14 protein-coding genes and 1 tRNA gene are annotated in these 19,243 nt (G+C 68.8%); 2 read left to right on the top strand and 13 right to left on the bottom strand.

Annotated features, from left to right (window positions below):
- Window positions 1-70: 70 nt before the first annotated feature.
- The 11 genes from IG64_RS20655 to IG64_RS20605 all read right to left on the bottom strand — a co-directional run bounded on the left by IG64_RS20655 (window position 71) and on the right by IG64_RS20605 (window position 14,621).
- Window positions 71-3,970: a DNA-directed RNA polymerase subunit beta' gene (locus IG64_RS20655; protein WP_037858389.1), complete on the bottom strand. Its 3,900-nt coding sequence runs from the start codon at window positions 3,968-3,970 to the stop codon at window positions 71-73.
- A gap of 102 nt (window positions 3,971-4,072) precedes the next feature.
- Window positions 4,073-7,558 (bottom strand): DNA-directed RNA polymerase subunit beta, encoded by a 3,486-nt coding sequence (rpoB, locus tag IG64_RS20650; RefSeq protein WP_037858387.1) that lies wholly within the window; start codon window positions 7,556-7,558, stop codon window positions 4,073-4,075.
- Window positions 7,559-8,165: 607 nt separating this feature from the next.
- Window positions 8,166-8,552, bottom strand: coding sequence for a 50S ribosomal protein L7/L12 (rplL, locus tag IG64_RS20645; RefSeq protein WP_037858385.1), 387 nt, complete (start codon window positions 8,550-8,552; stop codon window positions 8,166-8,168).
- A gap of 117 nt (window positions 8,553-8,669) precedes the next feature.
- On the bottom strand, window positions 8,670-9,200 hold the full coding sequence (gene rplJ, locus IG64_RS20640) for a 50S ribosomal protein L10 (RefSeq protein ID WP_037858382.1): 531 nt from the start codon (window positions 9,198-9,200) through the stop codon (window positions 8,670-8,672).
- Window positions 9,201-9,525: 325 nt separating this feature from the next.
- Window positions 9,526-10,476: an LppX_LprAFG lipoprotein gene (locus IG64_RS20635; RefSeq protein ID WP_234438577.1), complete on the bottom strand. Its 951-nt coding sequence runs from the start codon at window positions 10,474-10,476 to the stop codon at window positions 9,526-9,528.
- An 89-nt stretch (window positions 10,477-10,565) separates the two neighbouring features.
- The gene (locus IG64_RS20630; protein ID WP_037858380.1) at window positions 10,566-11,486 is read right to left on the bottom strand and encodes a hypothetical protein; all 921 of its coding nucleotides are present in this window, start codon (window positions 11,484-11,486) and stop codon (window positions 10,566-10,568) included.
- Between the two features lie 272 nt (window positions 11,487-11,758).
- Window positions 11,759-12,484, bottom strand: coding sequence for a 50S ribosomal protein L1 (rplA, locus tag IG64_RS20625; protein WP_037858376.1), 726 nt, complete (start codon window positions 12,482-12,484; stop codon window positions 11,759-11,761).
- A gap of 88 nt (window positions 12,485-12,572) precedes the next feature.
- A complete protein-coding gene (rplK, locus tag IG64_RS20620; protein WP_037858373.1) occupies window positions 12,573-13,007 on the bottom strand; it encodes a 50S ribosomal protein L11 in 435 nt (144 codons plus the stop codon).
- 168 nt (window positions 13,008-13,175) lie between these two features.
- Complete coding sequence (gene nusG, locus IG64_RS20615; RefSeq protein WP_037858371.1) at window positions 13,176-14,072, bottom strand: transcription termination/antitermination protein NusG; 897 nt, start codon at window positions 14,070-14,072, stop codon at window positions 13,176-13,178.
- 81 nt (window positions 14,073-14,153) lie between these two features.
- Complete coding sequence (secE, locus tag IG64_RS20610) at window positions 14,154-14,441, bottom strand: preprotein translocase subunit SecE (protein ID WP_037858369.1); 288 nt, start codon at window positions 14,439-14,441, stop codon at window positions 14,154-14,156.
- 107 nt (window positions 14,442-14,548) lie between these two features.
- A tRNA-Trp gene (locus IG64_RS20605) sits at window positions 14,549-14,621 on the bottom strand.
- Window positions 14,622-14,893: 272 nt separating this feature from the next.
- Here IG64_RS20605 and IG64_RS20600 point away from each other — a divergent pair.
- Together IG64_RS20600 and IG64_RS20595 are read left to right on the top strand one after the other, a co-directional pair.
- Window positions 14,894-16,120, top strand: coding sequence for a pyridoxal phosphate-dependent aminotransferase (locus tag IG64_RS20600; protein ID WP_037858493.1), 1,227 nt, complete (start codon window positions 14,894-14,896; stop codon window positions 16,118-16,120).
- Between the two features lie 132 nt (window positions 16,121-16,252).
- Complete coding sequence (locus tag IG64_RS20595) at window positions 16,253-17,284, top strand: adenosine deaminase (protein WP_037858366.1); 1,032 nt, start codon at window positions 16,253-16,255, stop codon at window positions 17,282-17,284.
- Between the two features lie 39 nt (window positions 17,285-17,323).
- Here IG64_RS20595 and IG64_RS20590 read toward each other — a convergent pair whose 3' ends face one another.
- Both IG64_RS20590 and IG64_RS20585 read right to left on the bottom strand, forming a co-directional pair.
- Entirely contained in the window at window positions 17,324-18,064 is a 741-nt protein-coding gene (locus IG64_RS20590; protein WP_234438576.1) for a DsbA family protein, read from the bottom strand.
- A gap of 52 nt (window positions 18,065-18,116) precedes the next feature.
- Window positions 18,117-19,172, bottom strand: coding sequence for a UDP-N-acetylmuramate dehydrogenase (locus IG64_RS20585; protein WP_037858364.1), 1,056 nt, complete (start codon window positions 19,170-19,172; stop codon window positions 18,117-18,119).
- Window positions 19,173-19,243 lie beyond the last annotated feature (71 nt).

Raw genomic sequence — 19,243 nt, 5'->3', positions numbered from 1 at the left:
ACGCGGTACGCCGAAGGGCGGCCACCCCCACCGGGGTGACCGCCCTTCAGTGCTTCAGAGCGACGCTCGCCTACTGGTTGTACGGACCGTAGTCGTAGTCCTCCAGCGGAACGGCCTGGCCGGAGCCGGTGCCGAACGGCGAGTAGTCGATGTCGTCGTAGCCGACGGCCGAGTACATCGCGGCCTTGGCCTCCTCGGTGGGCTCCACCCGGATGTTGCGGTAGCGGGACAGACCCGTACCGGCCGGGATGAGCTTACCGATGATGACGTTCTCCTTGAGGCCGATGAGGCTGTCGGACTTGGCGTTGATCGCCGCGTCCGTCAGGACTCGGGTCGTCTCCTGGAAGGAGGCGGCCGACAGCCAGGACTCCGTCGCCAGCGAGGCCTTGGTGATACCCATCAGCTGCGGACGGCCGGAGGCCGGGTGTCCGCCCTCCTGGACCACACGACGGTTCTCGGTCTCGAACTTCGAGCGCTCGACCAGCTCACCGGGCAGCAGCTCGGCGTCGCCGGACTCGATGATCGTCACCCGGCGGAGCATCTGCCGGATGATGATCTCGATGTGCTTGTCGTGGATCGACACACCCTGCGAGTTGTAGACCTTCTGGACCTCGCCGACCAGGTGGACCTGGACGGCACGCTGACCCAGGATGCGCAGCACGTCGTGCGGGTTGGTGGCACCCACGGTGAGCTTCTGGCCCACCTCGACGTGGTCGCCCTCGCCGACCAGCAGACGGGCGCGCTTCGAGATCGGGTACGCCGTCTCGTCGCTGCCGTCGTCCGGGGTGACGACGATCTTCTTGGTCTTCTCGGTCTCCTCGATCCGGATGCGGCCGGAGGCCTCGGAGATCGGGGCGACACCCTTCGGGGTACGGGCCTCGAAGAGCTCGACGACACGGGGCAGACCCTGGGTGATGTCGTCACCGGCCACACCACCGGTGTGGAAGGTACGCATCGTCAGCTGGGTACCGGGCTCACCGATGGACTGGGCGGCGATGATGCCGACCGCCTCACCGATGTCGACCAGCTTGCCGGTGGCCAGCGAACGGCCGTAGCACATCGCGCAGGTGCCGACGGCGGACTCGCAGGTCAGGACCGAGCGGGTCTTGACCTCCTCGACGCCGTGCTTGACCAGCTCGTCGATGAGCACGTCACCGAGGTCGGTACCGGCCGGGGCCAGCACCTTGCCGTCGACGACGATGTCCTCGGCGAGGCAGCGCGCGTACACGGACGTCTCGACGTCGTCCGCCTTGCGCAGCACGCCGTCGGCGCCGCGCTCGGCGATGTGCAGCTTGAGGCCGCGCTCGGTGCCGCAGTCCTCCTCGCGGATGATGACGTCCTGCGAGACGTCCACCAGACGACGGGTGAGGTAACCCGAGTCGGCGGTACGCAGGGCGGTGTCCGCCAGCCCCTTACGGGCACCGTGCGTGGAGATGAAGTACTCCAGCACGGACAGGCCCTCGCGGAACGACGCCTTGATCGGACGCGGGATCGTCTCGTTCTTCGCGTTCGACACCAGACCACGCATACCGGCGATCTGACGCATCTGCATCATGTTGCCTCGTGCACCCGAGTTCACCATCATGAAGATCGGGTTGGTCTTCGGGAAGTTGTCGTTCATCGCCTCGGCGACCTCGTTGGTCGCCTGGGTCCAGATCTGGATGAGCTCCTGCGTGCGCTCTTCCTTGGTGATCAGACCGCGCTCGTACTGCTTCTGGACCTTCTCGTCCTTGGCCTCGTACCCGGCGACGATCTCCTTCTTCGCGTCGGGGACGACGACGTCGGAGATGGCGACGGTGACGCCGGAACGGGTGGCCCAGAAGAAGCCGGCCGCCTTCAGGTTGTCGAGCGTCGCCGCCACGATGACCTTCGGGTAGCGCTCGGCGAGGTCGTTGACGATCTCGGAGAGCTGCTTCTTGCCGACCTCGTAGTCGACGAACGGGTAGTCCTCGGGCAGCAGCTCGTTGAAGAGCGCGCGGCCCAGGGTGGTCTGCAGGCGGAAGGTGTCACCCTGCTGCCACTCCGGCTCGCCCTCCTCGCGCGCCGGCGGGGTCCAGCCGCGCGGCGGGATGGTGCCCACCGGGAAGCGGATGTCCACCTTCGACTGCAGCGACAGCTCGCCGGCGTCGAACGCCATGATCGCCTCGGCCGCGGAGCCGAAGGACCGGCCCTCGCCCTTGACGTTGCGCATCTCGCCGTCGGTGGTGAGGAAGAACAGACCGAGGACCATGTCCTGGGTCGGCATCGTCACCGGACGGCCGTCGGCGGGCTTGAGGATGTTGTTCGAGGACAGCATCAGGATGCGGGCCTCGGCCTGCGCCTCCGCGGACAGCGGCAGGTGCACGGCCATCTGGTCACCGTCGAAGTCCGCGTTGAACGCGGTGCACACGAGCGGGTGGATCTGGATGGCCTTGCCCTCGACCAGCTGCGGCTCGAAGGCCTGGATGCCGAGTCGGTGCAGCGTGGGCGCACGGTTCAGCAGGACCGGGTGCTCGGCGATGACCTCTTCGAGGACGTCGTACACGACGGTGCGGCCGCGCTCGACCATGCGCTTGGCGCTCTTGATGTTCTGCGCGTGGTTCAGGTCGACCAGGCGCTTCATCACGAACGGCTTGAACAGCTCCAGCGCCATGGCCTTCGGCAGACCGCACTGGTGCAGCTTGAGCTGCGGGCCGACGACGATGACGGAACGCGCCGAGTAGTCGACTCGCTTGCCGAGCAGGTTCTGGCGGAAGCGGCCCTGCTTGCCCTTGAGCATGTCGGACAGCGACTTCAGCGGACGGTTGCCGGGGCCCGTGACCGGGCGGCCGCGGCGGCCGTTGTCGAAGAGCGCGTCGACGGCCTCCTGGAGCATGCGCTTCTCGTTGTTCACGATGATCTCGGGCGCGCCGAGGTCGAGAAGCCGCTTCAGGCGGTTGTTGCGGTTGATGACACGGCGGTACAGGTCGTTCAGGTCGGAGGTCGCGAAGCGGCCACCGTCCAGCTGCACCATCGGACGCAGGTCCGGCGGGATGACCGGGACGCAGTCCAGGACCATGCCCTTGGGGCTGTTGGAGGTCTGCAGGAACGCGGAGACGACCTTCAGCCGCTTCAGGGCGCGGGTCTTCTTCTGGCCCTTGCCGGTGCGGATGATCTCGCGGAGCTTCTCGGCCTCCTCGTCGAGGTCGAAGGACTCCAGGCGCTTCTGCAGCGCCGCGGCACCCATCGAACCGTCGAAGTAGGTGCCGAAGCGGTCCCGCAGCTCGCGGTAGAGCAGCTCGTCGCCCTCGAGGTCCTGGACCTTGAGGTTCTTGAACCGGGTCCACACCTCGTCGAGGCGGTCGATCTCGCGCTGCGCGCGGTCGCGCAGCTGCTTCATCTCGCGCTCGGCGCCCTCGCGCACCTTGCGGCGCACGTCGGCCTTGGCGCCCTCGGCCTCCAGCTCGGCCAGGTCGGTCTCGAGCTTCTTGGCGCGGGCCTCGAGGTCGGCGTCGCGGCGGTTCTCGATCTGCTGCCGCTCGACGGAGACGTGCGCCTCCAGGGAGGGCAGGTCGCGGGTGCGGCGCTCCTCGTCGACGTACGTGATCATGTACGCCGCGAAGTAGATGACCTTCTCCAGGTCCTTCGGGGCGAGGTCGAGCAGGTAGCCCAGACGCGACGGGACGCCCTTGAAGTACCAGATGTGGGTGACGGGAGCGGCCAGCTCGATGTGGCCCATCCGCTCACGGCGCACCTTGGCGCGCGTGACCTCGACGCCACAGCGCTCGCAGATGATGCCCTTGAAGCGGACGCGCTTGTACTTGCCGCAGTAGCACTCCCAGTCCCGGGTGGGGCCGAAGATCTTCTCGCAGAAGAGTCCGTCCTTTTCCGGCTTGAGGGTGCGGTAGTTGATGGTCTCGGGCTTCTTGACCTCGCCGTGGCTCCACTGACGGATGTCGTCAGCGGTGGCCAGACCGATCCGGAGCTCATCGAAGAAGTTGACGTCGAGCACTATGCGTCAATCCCTCTCAGGGTTGTAAGTCTGTGGTCTGAAACGGGGGCCTGGGGGTCGGCGGGGGCCTCACTCATCGGCGAGGCCCCTGCCGGACTCCCGTCAGACCTCTTCGACGCTGCTCGGCTCGCGCCGGGACAGGTCGATGCCGAGCTCCTCCGCGGCGCGGAAGACATCCTCGTCGGTGTCACGCATCTCGATGGACATACCGTCGCTGGACAGCACCTCCACGTTCAGGCAGAGAGACTGCATCTCCTTGATGAGCACCTTGAAGGACTCGGGGATGCCGGGCTCGGGGATGTTCTCGCCCTTGACGATGGCCTCGTAGACCTTCACGCGGCCGGTGACGTCGTCGGACTTGATGGTCAGCAGCTCCTGGAGGGCGTAGGCGGCGCCGTACGCCTCGAGTGCCCACACCTCCATCTCGCCGAACCGCTGGCCACCGAACTGGGCCTTACCACCCAGCGGCTGCTGGGTGATCATGGAGTACGGGCCGGTCGAACGGGCGTGCAGCTTGTCGTCGACCAGGTGGTGCAGCTTCAGGATGTACATGTAGCCGACCGAGATCGGGTCCGGGAACGGCTCACCGCTGCGGCCGTCGAACAGCCGCGCCTTGCCGGTCGGGAGCACCATGCGCTCGCCGTCCCGGTTCGGGATGGTGTGCTGCAGCAGACCCGCCAGCTCGTCCTCGCGGGCACCGTCGAAGACGGGGGTCGCGACGTTGGTGCCGGGGTCGACCTGGTCGGCGCCGATCGCCTGGAGGCGCTGCGCCCACTCCTCCGCGAGGCCGGAGACGTCCCAGCCGCGGCTGGCGAGCCAGCCGAGGTGGATCTCCAGGACCTGTCCCGGGTTCATCCGGGACGGGACACCCAGCGGGTTGAGGATGATGTCGACCGGGGTGCCGTCCTCCAGGAACGGCATGTCCTCGATCGGGTTGATCTTGGAGATGACGCCCTTGTTGCCGTGACGGCCGGCGAGCTTGTCACCGTCGGTGATCTTGCGCTTCTGCGCGACGTAGACGCGGACCAGCTGGTTCACGCCCGGCGGCAGCTCGTCGCCCTCCTCGCGGTCGAAGACGCGCACGCCGATGACCTTGCCGGTCTCGCCGTGCGGCACCTTCAGCGAGGTGTCACGGACCTCACGGGCCTTCTCACCGAAGATCGCGCGCAGCAGGCGCTCCTCCGGGGTCAGCTCGGTCTCGCCCTTGGGCGTGACCTTGCCGACCAGGATGTCGCCGGCGATGACCTCGGCGCCGATGCGGATGATGCCGCGCTCGTCGAGGTCGGCGAGGACCTCCTCGGAGACGTTCGGGATGTCCCGGGTGATCTCCTCGGGGCCGAGCTTGGTGTCACGGGCGTCGACCTCGTGCTCCTCGATGTGGATCGAGGAGAGGACGTCGTCCTGCACGAGGCGCTGCGACAGGATGATCGCGTCCTCGTAGTTGTGACCCTCCCACGGCATGAACGCGACCAGCAGGTTCTTGCCGAGCGCCATCTCGCCGTTCTCGGTGGCCGGACCGTCGGCGAGGACCTGGCCCTCGATGACGCGGTCGCCCTCGTTGACGATGACCTTCTGGTTGACCGAGGTGCCCTGGTTGGAGCGGGCGAACTTGGCCAGGCGGTACGTGATGTACGTGCCGTCGTCGTTGGCGGTGGTGATGTAGTCGGCGGAGACCTCCTGGACCACACCGGCCTTCTCGGCCTTGACCACGTCGCCGGCGTCGACCGCGGAGCGGTACTCCATGCCGGTGCCGACGAGCGGGGCCTCGCTCTTGATGAGCGGGACGGCCTGGCGCATCATGTTCGCGCCCATGAGGGCACGGTTGGCGTCGTCGTGCTCCAGGAACGGGATCATGGCGGTCGCGACCGACACCATCTGGCGCGGCGAGACGTCCATGTAGTCGACGTCCTCGGGGCTGACGTAGTCGACCTCACCGCCACGGCGGCGGACCAGGACGCGCGCCTCGGCGAACCGCAGGTCGTCGCCGAGCGTGGCGTTGGCCTGCGCGATGACGAAGCGGTCCTCCTCGTCGGCGGTCAGGTAGTCGACCTCGTCGGTGACCTGGCCGTCGACGACCTTGCGGTACGGGGTCTCGACGAAACCGAACGCGTTGACCCGGCCGTAGGAGGCGAGCGAGCCGATCAGACCGATGTTCGGGCCTTCGGGCGTCTCGATCGGGCACATGCGGCCGTAGTGCGACGGGTGCACGTCACGGACCTCGAAGCCGGCCCGCTCACGGGAGAGACCACCCGGACCGAGTGCCGACAGGCGGCGCTTGTGGGTGAGACCCGACAGCGGGTTGTTCTGGTCCATGAACTGCGACAGCTGGCTGGTGCCGAAGAACTCCTTGATGGAGGCGACGACCGGCCGGATGTTGATCAGGGTCTGCGGCGTGATCGCCTCGACGTCCTGGGTGGTCATGCGCTCGCGCACGACGCGCTCCATACGGGCGAGACCCGTACGGACCTGGTTCTGGATCAGCTCGCCGACGCTGCGCAGGCGGCGGTTGCCGAAGTGGTCGATGTCGTCGGTCTCGACGACGATCGTGCCGCCGTTGTCCCCGGCGGTCTCGGTCTCGCCGGCGTGCAGCTTCACCAGGTACTTGATCGTCGAGATGATGTCCTCGACGGTCAGGATGCCCGCGTCCAGCGGGGCGTCCGCGCCCAGCTTCTTGTTGACCTTGTAGCGGCCGACCTTGGCGAGGTCGTAGCGCTTGGGGTTGAAGTAGAGGTTCTCGAGCAGCGTCTGCGCGGCCTCACGCGTGGGGGGCTCGCCCGGACGCAGCTTGCGGTAGATGTCGAGCAGCGCGTCGTCCTGGCCCTGGGTGTGGTCCTTCTCCAGGGTGGCGCGCATCGACTCGTACTCGCCGAACTCCTCGAGGATCTGCTCGTTGGTCCAGCCGAGCGCCTTCAGCAGCACGGTGACCGACTGCTTGCGCTTGCGGTCGATGCGCACACCGACCATGTCGCGCTTGTCGATCTCCATCTCCAGCCAGGCACCCCGGGACGGGATGATCTTGGCGGAGAAGATGTCCTTGTCGGACGTCTTGTCGATGCTCGAGTCGAAGTAGACGCCGGGCGAGCGGACCAGCTGCGAGACGACGACACGCTCGGTGCCGTTGATGACGAAGGTGCCCTTGTTCGTCATGAGCGGGAAGTCGCCCATGAAGACCGTCTGGGACTTGATCTCGCCGGTCTCGTTGTTGGTGAACTCGGCCGTGACGAAGAGCGGGGCGGCGTACGTGAAGTCGCGCTCCTTGCACTCGTCGATGCTGTTCTTCGGGGGCTCGAAGCGGTGGTCGCGGAACGTCAGCGACATCGACCCGGAGAAGTCCTCGATCGGGGAGATCTCCTCGAAGATCTCCTCCAGACCGGACTTGGTGGGGACGTCCTGACCGGACTCCAGAGCCGCCTCGACGCGAGCCTTCCACGCGTCGTTGCCGAGCAGCCAGTCGAAGCTCTCGGTTTGCAGCGCGAGAAGGTTCGGAACCTCGAGGGGCTCCTTGATCTTTGCAAAGGAGATGCGCAGCGGGGCGGTGCTGGCAGCATTGTTCGTATTCGCGGTCGAGGCATTGCGCGAGGCGGCCAAGAGGGGGTCCTTCCGAGGGCTCGGACTCACTACGCGCGTACCGGCCCCTCTTCCGCTCACCGGGACAGACGGTGCCTGAAGTGGCCGAAAGCCAGGTCAGGTGCGGTCCGGTCGTCGATGTTCGGGCGAGGGCATGCCCCTGGTGACGGGCAGGGGACAGCTAACAGGCAGCGCAAAGGGTCAGTGTAGCCACTTGGCCCACTGATGTCCAGCGCCGGTTTTCCGCGACCCTCGTTGTCGTCACCGCCTACGGCCTGTCACCCTCAACGCACGTTGATACTGCCCTCTTCGCCGCCGATCCATGCCTCGGATTCGGATCGTTGTGACGACGCGTCCTGAGAATTGCGCGCTGCGTGCGGTTCGTCAAGGCCCCTCATACCCGAACCGGATGCTGCCATCGTCACTCGCGGCCTGTCTCCGGGGGCCTCTCGAGGCCGAACGAAGATCACCATACCCCTCCCGGTCGCGGGTGCAAGGCCGCCACAGCCACCCCCGGGAACGCCGAAGAGCGACCACCCGGATGGATGATCGCTCTTCGGTGCGTTCGCGTTACAGCCCTATCGGACCGTGTTCAGCGCGCAGGAGAGTCCGGAGGGGACTCGTCGGGTCACTTGACCTCGACGGAGGCGCCGGCGCCCTCGAGGGACTCCTTGGCCTTGTCCGCGGCCTCCTTGTTGACCTTCTCCAGGACCGGCTTCGGCGCACCGTCGACCAGGTCCTTGGCCTCCTTCAGGCCCAGGGAGGTCAGCTCGCGCACGACCTTGATGACCTGGATCTTCTTGTCGCCGGCGCCGGTGAGGATGACGTCGAACTCGTCCTTCTCCTCGACGGCCTCGGCGGCGCCGCCGGCGGCACCACCGGCGACGACGACCGGCGCGGCAGCGGCGGCGGTGACGTCGAACTTGTCCTCGAAGGCCTTCACGAACTCGGAGAGCTCGATGAGGGTCATCTCCTCGAACTGGGCGAGCAGGTCTTCCTGGCTGAGCTTCGCCATGACGGGCGATCCTTCCACTGATTCGGCTGGTGCCGGATGTACATGAATGGCGGGCGTACGTCGGCCCGCTGTGATCCGTGCCGCCGCGTGGCGGCGTGGATCAGAAAGCGAGCCGAGTTACTCGGCACCGCCCTGCTCGGCCTGCTTGGCGCGAAGCGCGTCCACGGTGCGGACGAGCTTCGACGGCAGCGCCTGGAAGACGGAGGCAGCCTGGGACTGCTTCGCCTTGAAGGCACCGGCCAGCTTGCTGAGCAGAACCTCGCGGGACTCGAGGTCCGCAAGCTTCTTGATCTCGTCGGCGGACAGCGCCTTGCCGTCAAGGACACCGCCCTTGATGACGAGATTCGGGTTGTCCTTGGCGAAGTCACGGAGACCCTTCGCCGACTCCACCGGATCACCGGTGACGAAGGCGACAGCCGTCGGACCGTTGAACAGGTCGTCCAGCGTGGTGATCCCGGCCTCGTTGGCCGCAATCTTGGTCAGCGTGTTCTTCACCACGGCGTACTGGGCGTTCTCACCGAGCGAACGACGCAGCGTCTTGAGCTGCGCCACGGTGAGACCGCGGTACTCGGTCAGCACGGCAGCGCTGGAGTTGCGGAACTGCTCCGTCAACTCCGCCACTGCGGCAGCCTTGTCGGGCCTCGCCATAGAGCCTCGGCCTCCTTCCGGGTGATTCTGACCGCGCGGACCCGAAGGAGGACTGGGGAAAACGAAACGCCCCGGCGCAGGCGCTCGGGGCGGACTCGACCGGCCGCACACATGCCGTCGGCATGCACACTCCGGGAGTTCTTCCACAGTCACCTGCGCGGGTCGTCCGCAGTTTCAGCGGATCCTTCGGCCACCGCACCCTCGTGGGAGCGCACGGCAACGACCAGCGGTCTTTGGCTTCTGTAGGAGAGTACGGGAACGCGGCGCCGTCGGGCAAATCCGCCCCTGCCGGGGCTCAGCCGCACCGGGACCGGTCCTGCGGGGATCAGTCCTGCTGGGCGCCCTTCATCATCTCGGCCAGGTCCGCGACCTGCCCGGCCGGCGGGGCGGAGACCTTCACGGGCTTGTTGGTGTCCAGGAAGGTGATGGTCATGTCCAGCGGGCCCTTGGCGGCGTCACCGCGCATCCGGAACTGCTTGGTGTGGTTCTGGCCGTCGATCCAGGCGTCCATGGTCACCTTGTCGAGGCCCATCTTCTTGTACTGCTCCAGGCTCTTCTGGCGGGTCTCGGCGGTCTGCGGGCTCTCGCCCTTCTGCGCCTTGACCAGGTCGGCGAGGGCGACGGTGCCCGAGTAGTGGGTGGTGGCGACGCCGTCCACGCTCTCGGAGCCGACCTTGCGCAGGTCCTTGGCCGCGGTCAGGAAGGTGGACTCGGTCGCCGGGTTCTGGTCGGCCTGGGCGGCGCCCATCTGGTCCATCTGCTTGCCCGCGTCCGTCTGGGACAGGTCGAACTTCAGCCAGCTCTTGCCGCCCATCTCCTTGGCGGCCTCGGCACCGCCGTTGAGGTACATGGCCTTGTCGACGAGCCGTATCTCGACGGTGCCGGCCGAGGGCTGCTCGGCCATCGTCATCTTCATGCTCATCGACACCGTGGGCTTCATCTGCATCTGCGCCTCGGCCTTGACGTGCCCCTCCTCGGGGATCTGGCCGGTCATGCGGTAGTGCAGAGAGGTGATCTCCTGCGAGTTCTCGGCCGCCTTGGCGACGGCGGCGGCGGGCGAGAGCCTCGGCGACTCGGCCGCGCCGCTCTTGCCCGCGCTCTTGGAGTCGCTCTTCGAGTCGTCTCCCGAACAGCCCACCGCGCCCGCGGCGAGGACCAGCGCGGCCAGCGAGGCGGTCGCGACCCTGCGGCCCGTGACCGCGCGCGCGGGCGTGCGCCGCGTACGGGCCGAGCCGGGCGTGGCGGACGCGGTGGGCGTGCGTACAGAGGTGTCCATGGTTTCCCCCCAAGGAACGGATGGTGATCACACAGTTGGGACGCGAGCCTATCCGAGCCGTGCGCGGGCGGTCTTGGGGGTTTCTTGACTCAGGAAGCGCCGGCGCCGGCGCCCGCGCCCCGGGACGCCGCCAGGGCCTTGAAGTCCAGCGTGTCGCTCTTCGGCGGCGCCATGACCGAGACCTCCACGCCGTAGTCGCGGTAGGAGGCGGTGGTGGTCAGGGTGCCGTTCCTGGTGTCCGCCGTCTCGGACTTCTTGACCAGCAGGTTCTCGTCGTCGACCCAGAGGTCGACGGTCTCCGTGGTGATGCCGGACCGGCTCAGCTGCTTCTTGATGTCGGCGAGCTGGGAGGCGGAGAGGGTCCGGCTGGTGCGGGCGGCGAGGGCCGCCACGTTCACCGTGCCGTGGTAGTGGGTGGTGTGCCGGCCCAGGACCTGCTCCTCACCGGCCTTCTTCACGTCACCGGAGGCCAGCAGCAGCTTCACCGACTGGTTCGGCGTGTTGTTCTGCATCTGGTCCTTCAGGTACGCGCCGGAGCCGCCGCCGAGCCTGGCGATGTCGTCGTACCCGTACCTGATCCAGTGCTTGCCGCCCGCCTGCTGGGCGAACTGGTCGCTCATCCTGGCGTAGTAGGCGTCGGACAGGTAGCGGGCGCGCATCGAGGTGGTCCCCGTGGCGCGCATCGCGTCGGCCACGGTGCCGCCGGTGTACGTCAGCGTCATCGCACCGGACAGGGTGTCGCCCCAGGCGAAGGCGCCGCTGCCCTTCATGGACATCAGCGAGCCCATGCTGACCGTCATGTCGACGCGGGCGGAGTCCGCCTTGTCGGTGGAGGCCGCGGCGAGGCGCAGGGCCGCCAGCGGGCTGACGTGCGTCACGCCCCGCCCGGCCGCCTTCCCCTCCTTGCCGGAACCCCCCGAGGTGCCCCCGGCGCCGCAGGCGGCCACGCCCGTCAGCGCGGCCGTCACCGCGATCGCCAGCGTCGTACGGCGCACCGTCGTGCTCTTCATTCGTCCCCACCCCTATGCGGTTGCTGTGCTGGCACGCTAGCGCAGGCCGCCGACAGCCGTCCGGACGGCCGTACGGATCGCGCCGTACCGGCCGCACGGACCGGCCGTCCGCACCGGACCCCTGCCGCCCCTGTACGGGGACTGCTCGCGCGCACCTGGCGGCGCGGCCCGGCGGGACCCGCGGGTCCGGGGCACGAGGCTGCCTGGGAAAGGGACGAGCCCCGCACCTCGGAAGGTTGCGGGGCTCGTGCCGACCTGTGTGAGCCGGTGGCTCAGACCGCGGCCGGGTCCTCCTCGACGAGGAGGTTGCGGGTGCGGTTCGGGTCGAGCTGGATGCCGGGGCCCATCGTGGTGCTGATGGCGGCCTTCTTGATGTAGCGACCCTTGGCGGCGGACGGCTTCAGGCGGAGGATCTCCTCCAGCGCGGCGCCGTAGTTCTCCACCAGCTTGTCGTCCTCGAAGGACGTCTTGCCGATGATGAAGTGCAGGTTCGAGTGCTTGTCGACGCGGAACTCGATCTTGCCGCCCTTGATCTCGGTCACGGCCTTGGCGGTGTCCGGGGTCACGGTGCCGGTCTTCGGGTTCGGCATCAGACCACGCGGGCCGAGGACACGGCCGAGGCGGCCGACCTTGCCCATGAGGTCCGGGGTGGCGACGACGGCGTCGAAGTCCAGACGGCCCTTCGCCACCTCGTCGATCAGTTCGTCGGCGCCGACGATGTCGGCGCCCGCGGCACGCGCGGCCTCGGCACGGTCACCGGTCGCGAAGACCAGGACCCGGGCGGTCTTACCGGTGCCGTGCGGAAGGTTCACGGTGCCACGGACCATCTGGTCGGCCTTGCGCGGGTCGACACCCAGGCGGAAGGCGACCTCGACGGTGCCGTCGAACTTGGTCGTGGAGGTCTCCTTGGCGAGACGGACGGCCTCGAGCGGGGCGTACAGCTTCTCCCGGTCGATCTTGGCGTCCGCAGCGCGGAGAGCCTTGCTGCGCTTGCTCACAACTGCTCCTGTGGGTTCTGAAAGGAGTCGTGGTACGGGCCGAGCAGGCCCTGCCACGGTTCTACGGGGGTGTGACGGAGGCTGGGGTTCAGCCCTCGACCGTGATGCCCATGGAGCGGGCGGTGCCGGCGATGATCTTCGACGCGGCGTCCAGGTCGTTGGCGTTGAGGTCGGGCAGCTTGGTCTGGGCGATCTCGCGGACCTGCGCCTCGGTGATCTTGGCGACCTTGGTCTTGTGCGGCTCGCCGGAGCCCTTCTCCACGCCCGCGGCCTTGAGGATCATCTTGGCGGCCGGCGGGGTCTTGGTCACGAAGGTGAAGGAACGGTCCTCGTAGACCGTGATCTCCACCGGGATGACCCAGCCACGCTGCGACTCGGTCGCGGCGTTGTAGGCCTTGCAGAACTCCATGATGTTGACGCCGTGCTGGCCCAGCGCCGGGCCGACCGGCGGGGCCGGGTTCGCCGCACCGGCGTTGATCTGGAGCTTGATGAGCCCCGTGACCTTCTTCTTCTTGGGAGGCATAGCTCTCCGGGTCCTTTCGGTTCGGGTCCTGCCCGCGCTCGGGGACCACCCGGACGCAGGCATACCGCACAACGATAACGGGTATAGATGCGCGGCTGAAAACCGCGCAGGTCAGGCGCTCGCGGAGCGATCGCCTGACCTGCGCGGAAGCAGTTCGCCCAGAAAGAACTAGTTCTTCTGGATCTGGTCGAAGCTCAGCTCGACCGGGGTCTCGCGACCGAAGATCTCCACCAGACCCTTGACCTTCTTCGAGTCCGGGTTGATCTCGTTGATCGTCGCCTGCAGCGTCGCGAACGGGCCGTCGGTGACCGTGACCGAGTCGCCCACCTCGAAGTCCAGCACCTGGACCTCGACCTTGCGCTGCGGCGCCGGCTTGCCCTCGGCCTCGGCGGCCTCGCGGGCGGCCTTCTCCTCCGCCTCCGGGGCGAGCATCTTCACGATCTCGTCCAGGGACAGCGGGTAGGGGTCGTAGGCGTTGCCGACGAAGCCCGTGACGCCCGGGGTGTTGCGGACGACGCCCCAGGACTCGTTCGTCAGATCCATCCGGACGAGCACGTAACCGGGCAGCTTGTTCTGCCGGACGGTCTTGCGCTCGCCGTTCTTGATCTGGACGATCTCCTCCTCGGGGACCTCGGCCTGGTAGATGAACTCCTCGACGTTCAGCGAGACGGCACGCTGCTCCAGGTTGGCCTTCACGCGCTTCTCGTAGCCCGCGTAGGTGTGGATCACGTACCACTCGCCGGGCAGCGTGCGCAGTTCCTCGCGGAGCTTGGTGACCGGGTCGACGTCGGGCTCCTCCTCGGCGTCCTCGGTCGCGGCGGCCTCGGCGTCCTCCCCCTCGGCGGCCTCGTCCGCGGCCTCCTCGGAGTCCTCCGACTCGTCGGAGTCCTCGGCGGCCTCGCCGTCCTCGTCCTCGACGTGGACGGCGGCCTCCTCGGCCGGCTCGCCCGCGGCGGCGTCGGCAGCCTCGGCCTCGTCCGCCTCGTCCGCACCCTCGACGATGTCGAGCTCGTCATCCACGGACTCGGTCGGCTCGATGGCGTCGTTCAGGTTCGGGTCAGACACGGTGGCTGCTTCTTCCTGGATACATAGGGGTGGAACATGCGAAAACGGGCGCCGGTAACCACGGCGCCCTTCGCTCTTGGCTCAGCCGAAGACGTACTTGGCCGCGTGGTTGAGCCCATAGTCAATCACGGTCACCAGGCCGATCATGACGGCCACGAAGACGATCACCACAGTGGTGTATGTCGTCAGCTGGTTACGTGAGGGCCAGACGACCTTGCGGAGTTCCGCGACGATCTGCCGGTAGAAGAGAGCGAGACGCTTCAGCGGGCCCTTCTTGGCACGCTTGCCGCCCTTGCGGGGCTTCTTCTGGGACTCCGCCATCTCGTCCTGGGCATCAGGCGTGTCGATGGAGCCCACGGCGTCCGTCATTCGTCCTCACCTGATTCCGGGTCGTGGCCGTGCCGCGCCCGGTCGAGCCGCACGGCGGTGCATTGCTGTACGTACATGCGCACACATCCTGGCGAAGGTGTGTGTAGCAGGGCCGGAGGGACTTGAACCCCCAACCGCTGGTTTTGGAGACCAGTGCTCTACCAATTGAGCTACGACCCTTTGTGTGTCCCCCAACGTACCGCATCCGACCGTAGGCCCGGTGTGCACCAGGTGCGGCGGCGGCTGCTGAAGGCCAACGAGGTGAGAGTGTACGTGGTCCGGGGCCGGTCGTCGAACAGAAAGTGTTCTTCGCGGCCCGCGGGAGCGGATCGGGCCGGAAGATCGCCTGTCCGGGGCCCGGATCCGGACGGATGTTCACCAGGTGCACCCTCCCTGCTCACTCCGTGAAACCCGTGTGCCCGGCGCCAGGGGGGTCTGGAACCATGGACGGCATGAGCGCTGCAACCCCTCCGACCGAGCGCCGGGTCTCCGCGCGTATCGGCGCGATCTCCGAGTCCGCCACCCTCGCCGTGGACGCCAAGGCCAAGGCCCTGAAGGCCGCCGGGCGTCCGGTGATCGGCTTCGGCGCCGGTGAACCCGACTTCCCGACCCCGGACTACATCGTCGAGGCGGCCGTCGAGGCCTGCAAGAACCCGAAGTACCACCGGTACACGCCGGCCGGCGGCCTGCCCGAGCTGAAGGCCGCGATCGCCGCGAAGACGCTGCGCGACTCCGGCTGGGAGCCGGACGTCTCGCAGATCCTGGTCACCAACGGCGGCAAGCAGGCCATCTACGAGGCCTTCGCCGCGATCCTCGACCCGGGCGACGAGGTCATCGTGCCGGCGCCGTACTGGACGACGTACCCGGAGTCGATCCGCCTGGCCGGCGGCGTCCCCGTCGAGGTCGTCGCCGACGAGACCACCGGCTACCGCGTCACGGTCGAGCAGCTGGAGGCCGCCCGCACCGAGAAGACCAAGGTCGTCCTGTTCGTCTCGCCGTCCAACCCGACCGGCGCGGTGTACTCCGAGGCCGAGACCGAGGCGATCGGGCGCTGGGCCGTCGAGCACGGCCTGTGGGTGCTCACCGACGAGATCTACGAGCACCTGGTCTACGGGGACGCGGTCTCCGTCTCCCTGCCGGCGCTCCTGCCCGAGCTGCGCGACAAGTGCGTCGTCGTCAACGGCGTGGCCAAGACGTACGCCATGACCGGCTGGCGCGTGGGCTGGGTCATCGGCCCCAAGGACGTCGTCAAGGCCGCGACCAACCTGCAGTCGCACGCCACGTCCAACGTCTCGAACGTCGCCCAGGTGGCCGCCCTCGCCGCCGTCTCCGGCGGCCTGGAGGCCGTCGCGACGATGCGCGAGGCCTTCGACCGGCGCCGCAGGACCATCGTGCGGATGCTCAACGAGATCGACGGCGTGCTCTGCCCCGAGCCGGAGGGCGCGTTCTACGCCTACCCGTCGGTGAAGGAGCTGATCGGCAAGGAGATCCGCGGCAAGCGCCCGCAGAACTCGGTCGAGCTGGCCGCGCTCATCCTGGAGGAGGCCGAGGTGGCGGTCGTCCCCGGCGAGGCCTTCGGCACCCCGGGCTACCTGCGGCTGTCCTACGCCCTCGGTGACGAGGACCTGGTGGAGGGCGTGAGCCGGATGCAGAAGCTGCTCGCGGAAGCACGGGACTGACGCGAAAGGCCGGAAAAGGGGCGTATCACCTGGGAACGTTCCGGGGTGGTGCGCCCCTGACCTTTGTGCGAGCAAGACCACGAACGGGGAAACGGCTACCGGGACCCGGGGGACGTACGGCAGGATCCTGGGATGGAGCGTGTACGTGATGTCTCTGAGCTGCCGAAGGCCCATCTGCATCTGCACTTCACCGGGTCGATGCGCCCCGCCACCCTGCTGGAACTGGCCGACAAGTACGGCGTACGGCTGCCCGACGCGCTGACCGAGGCCCTGTTCGGCGGGGAGCCGCCGAGACTGCGGGCGACGGACGAGCGGGGCTGGTTCCGCTTCCAGCGGCTGTACGACGCCGCGCGTTCCTGCCTGCGGGAGCCGGAGGACATCCAGCGGCTGGTGCGCGAGGCCGCCGAGGAGGACATCAGGGACGGCTCGGGCTGGCTGGAGATCCAGGTCGACCCGACCTCGTACGCGCCGCGCCTGGGCGGGCTGATCCCGGCGCTGGAGATCATCCTGGACGCGGTCGACGCGGCCTCGCGCGAGACGGGCCTGGGGATGCGGGTCCTGGTCGCGGCCAACCGCATGAAGCACCCCCTGGACGCCCGCACGCTGGCCCGGCTGGCCGTGCGCTACCGCGACCGGGGCGTGGTCGGCTTCGGCCTGTCCAACGACGAGCGCCGGGGCATGGCGCGGGACTTCGACCGGGCGTTCGCGATCGCCCGGGAGGGCGGCCTGTTCGCGGCCCCGCACGGCGGCGAGCTGGCCGGTCCGTCCTCGGTCCGTGACTGCCTGGACGACCTGCACGCCCACCGGGTGGGCCACGGTGTGCGGGCGGCGGACGACCCGCGTCTGCTGCGGCGCCTCGCCGAGCGCGGCGTGACCTGTGAGGTCTGCCCGGCCTCCAATGTGGCCCTCGGCGTGTACGAGAAGCCCGCGGACGTCCCCCTGCGGACCCTGTACGACGCCGGTGTCCCGATGGCGCTCGGCGCCGACGACCCCCTGCTCTTCGGCTCCCGGCTGGCGGCCCAGTACGACTTCGCCCGCCGCCACCACGCCTTCACCGACGCCGAACTGGCCGAACTGGCCCGCCAGTCGATCCGCGGCTCGGCCGCCCCGGAGGACGTGCGGACCAAGCTGCTGTCCGGGGTCGACGACTGGCTGGCCGGCTGAGGGACGGCAGGAGGGGCGCGCGGAGGGCCGGGAGCGGGGTCAGGACTGCGACAGGGCGCCGATCACCATGGGCAGCGACGACTTGTCGAAGAGCGCGCCGCTCATCGACTGCGGGACCGTCCTGCCGTTGACCTTCAGGGTGGGCGTGCCGGTCACCCCGGAGGCGTCGAAGGCGCGCGCGGAGGCGGCCACGAAGCCGCGGTACTTCATGCCCTTGACCGCCGCGTCGAACTCCTGGCCGCGCAGGCCCTTCACGCGGGAGGCCATGTCCAGCAGGAACGCGTCGGTGTAGCCGTCGACGCTCTCCTCGGGCTGGTGGGCGAAGAGGACGTCGTGGAACTCGGCGAACCTTCCCGCGTCCAGGGCGGCCCGCAGGGCGTTCGCGGCCTTCCGCGAACCGTGGCCGCCGTCGCGGTCGAGGAAGGAGGCCAGGGTGTACTCCGCCCGGACCTCACCGGAGCGGACCAGGTCGCGCAGGGCCTCGCCGCCGCCCTCGGTCTCGAACTTCTTGCAGACCGGGCAGCGCATGTCCTCGTAGACGTGGACGACGGTCTTCGCCCGCGGGGAACCGACGCGGACGGTCGTGCCGTCGGGCGCGAGCGTCTGCGTGGCCGCCGCCGTCCCGGTGGCCGCGGCGGCGGGCTTCCCGTCACCGTTCCCGTCGGCCGCCCTGTTGCCGCCGGCCCCCCGACCGCACCCTGTGGCGAGCGCGCCCACCAGCACGGCCGCGACCGCGATCATGATGCCCCGGCCGCCCCGCAGGCCCCGTACGCCCCGCATGGTCTTCCCCTCCCTGTCGGACGGGGATCGACCCTATGCGATCTTTGGGCCGCTACAGGCTCACTCCGACCGTCACCGGCTCGTTCACCAGCGTGATGCCGAAGGCTTCGTGGACGCCCGCCACGACCTCGCGGGCGAGGGCCAGCAGGTCCTCCGTGGTGGCGCCGCCGCGGTTGGTGAGGGCGAGCGTGTGTTTGCCGGAGATGCGGGCCGGGCCCGTGCCGTAGCCCTTGGTGAAGCCGGCCTTGTCGATCAGCCAGGCCGCCGAGGTCTTGGTGCGTCCCTGGCCCGCCGGGTACGCGGGCGGCTCGGCGTCCTCGCCCAGCCGCTCCCGCACGCGCGCGCGGAACGCGCCGAACTCGGCGTCCGTGAGGATGGGGTTGGTGAAGAAGGACCCGGCCGACCAGGTGTCGTGGTCCTCGGGGTCCAGCACCATGCCCTTGCCCGCGCGCAGCTTCAGCACGGTGTCGCGGGCGGTGCCCAGCGGGACGCGGTCACCGGCGGACACGCCCAGGGCGCGCGCCGTCTCGGCGTATCTCAGGGGCGCCGACAGCCCGCCCGCGTCCTCCAGGGCGAAACGGACCCGCAGGACGACGTACCGGTCGGGGTGCTCCTTGAAGCGGCTGTGCCGGTAGGAGAAGGCGCAGTCCTCGTTGGCCAGGGTCACCGTCTTGCCGGCCGCGCGGTCGTAGGCGACGACCTCGGTGATGGTGGCGGAGACCTCCTGGCCGTACGCCCCCACGTTCTGGACGGGGGTGGCGCCGGCGGAGCCGGGGATGCCGGAGAGGCACTCGATGCCCGCGAGCCCGGCCTCCACGGTGCGGGCGACGGCGTCGGTCCACACCTCACCGGCGGCCAGCTCCAGCGTCGTCCCGTCGAGGACGAAGCCGCGGGTGGCGATGTGCAGCGCGGTGCCGTCGAAGCCCTTGTCGCCGATGACCAGGTTGGACCCGCCGCCGATGACCAGCAGCGGGGTGCCCGCGGCGTCGGCCTCGCGGACGGCGTCGACGACCTCCGCGTCGGTGGTCGCGGTGATCAGCCGGGTCGCGGGGCCGCCCAGCCGGAAGGTGGTCAGCGGGGCGAGGGGCGCGTCGTGGAGTTCCTGCACGCGCCCCTCCCCCCGCTGACCCCCCTCCGGCTGGGCGGCCCCGCGACCCGGCGGATCGCCGCCCCCACCCG

This window comes from Streptomyces sp. NRRL S-340 (assembly GCF_000720185.1).
In the GTDB taxonomy this organism is placed as follows: domain Bacteria; phylum Actinomycetota; class Actinomycetes; order Streptomycetales; family Streptomycetaceae; genus Streptomyces.
This window is presented reverse-complemented; position numbering and strand designations above follow the sequence as displayed.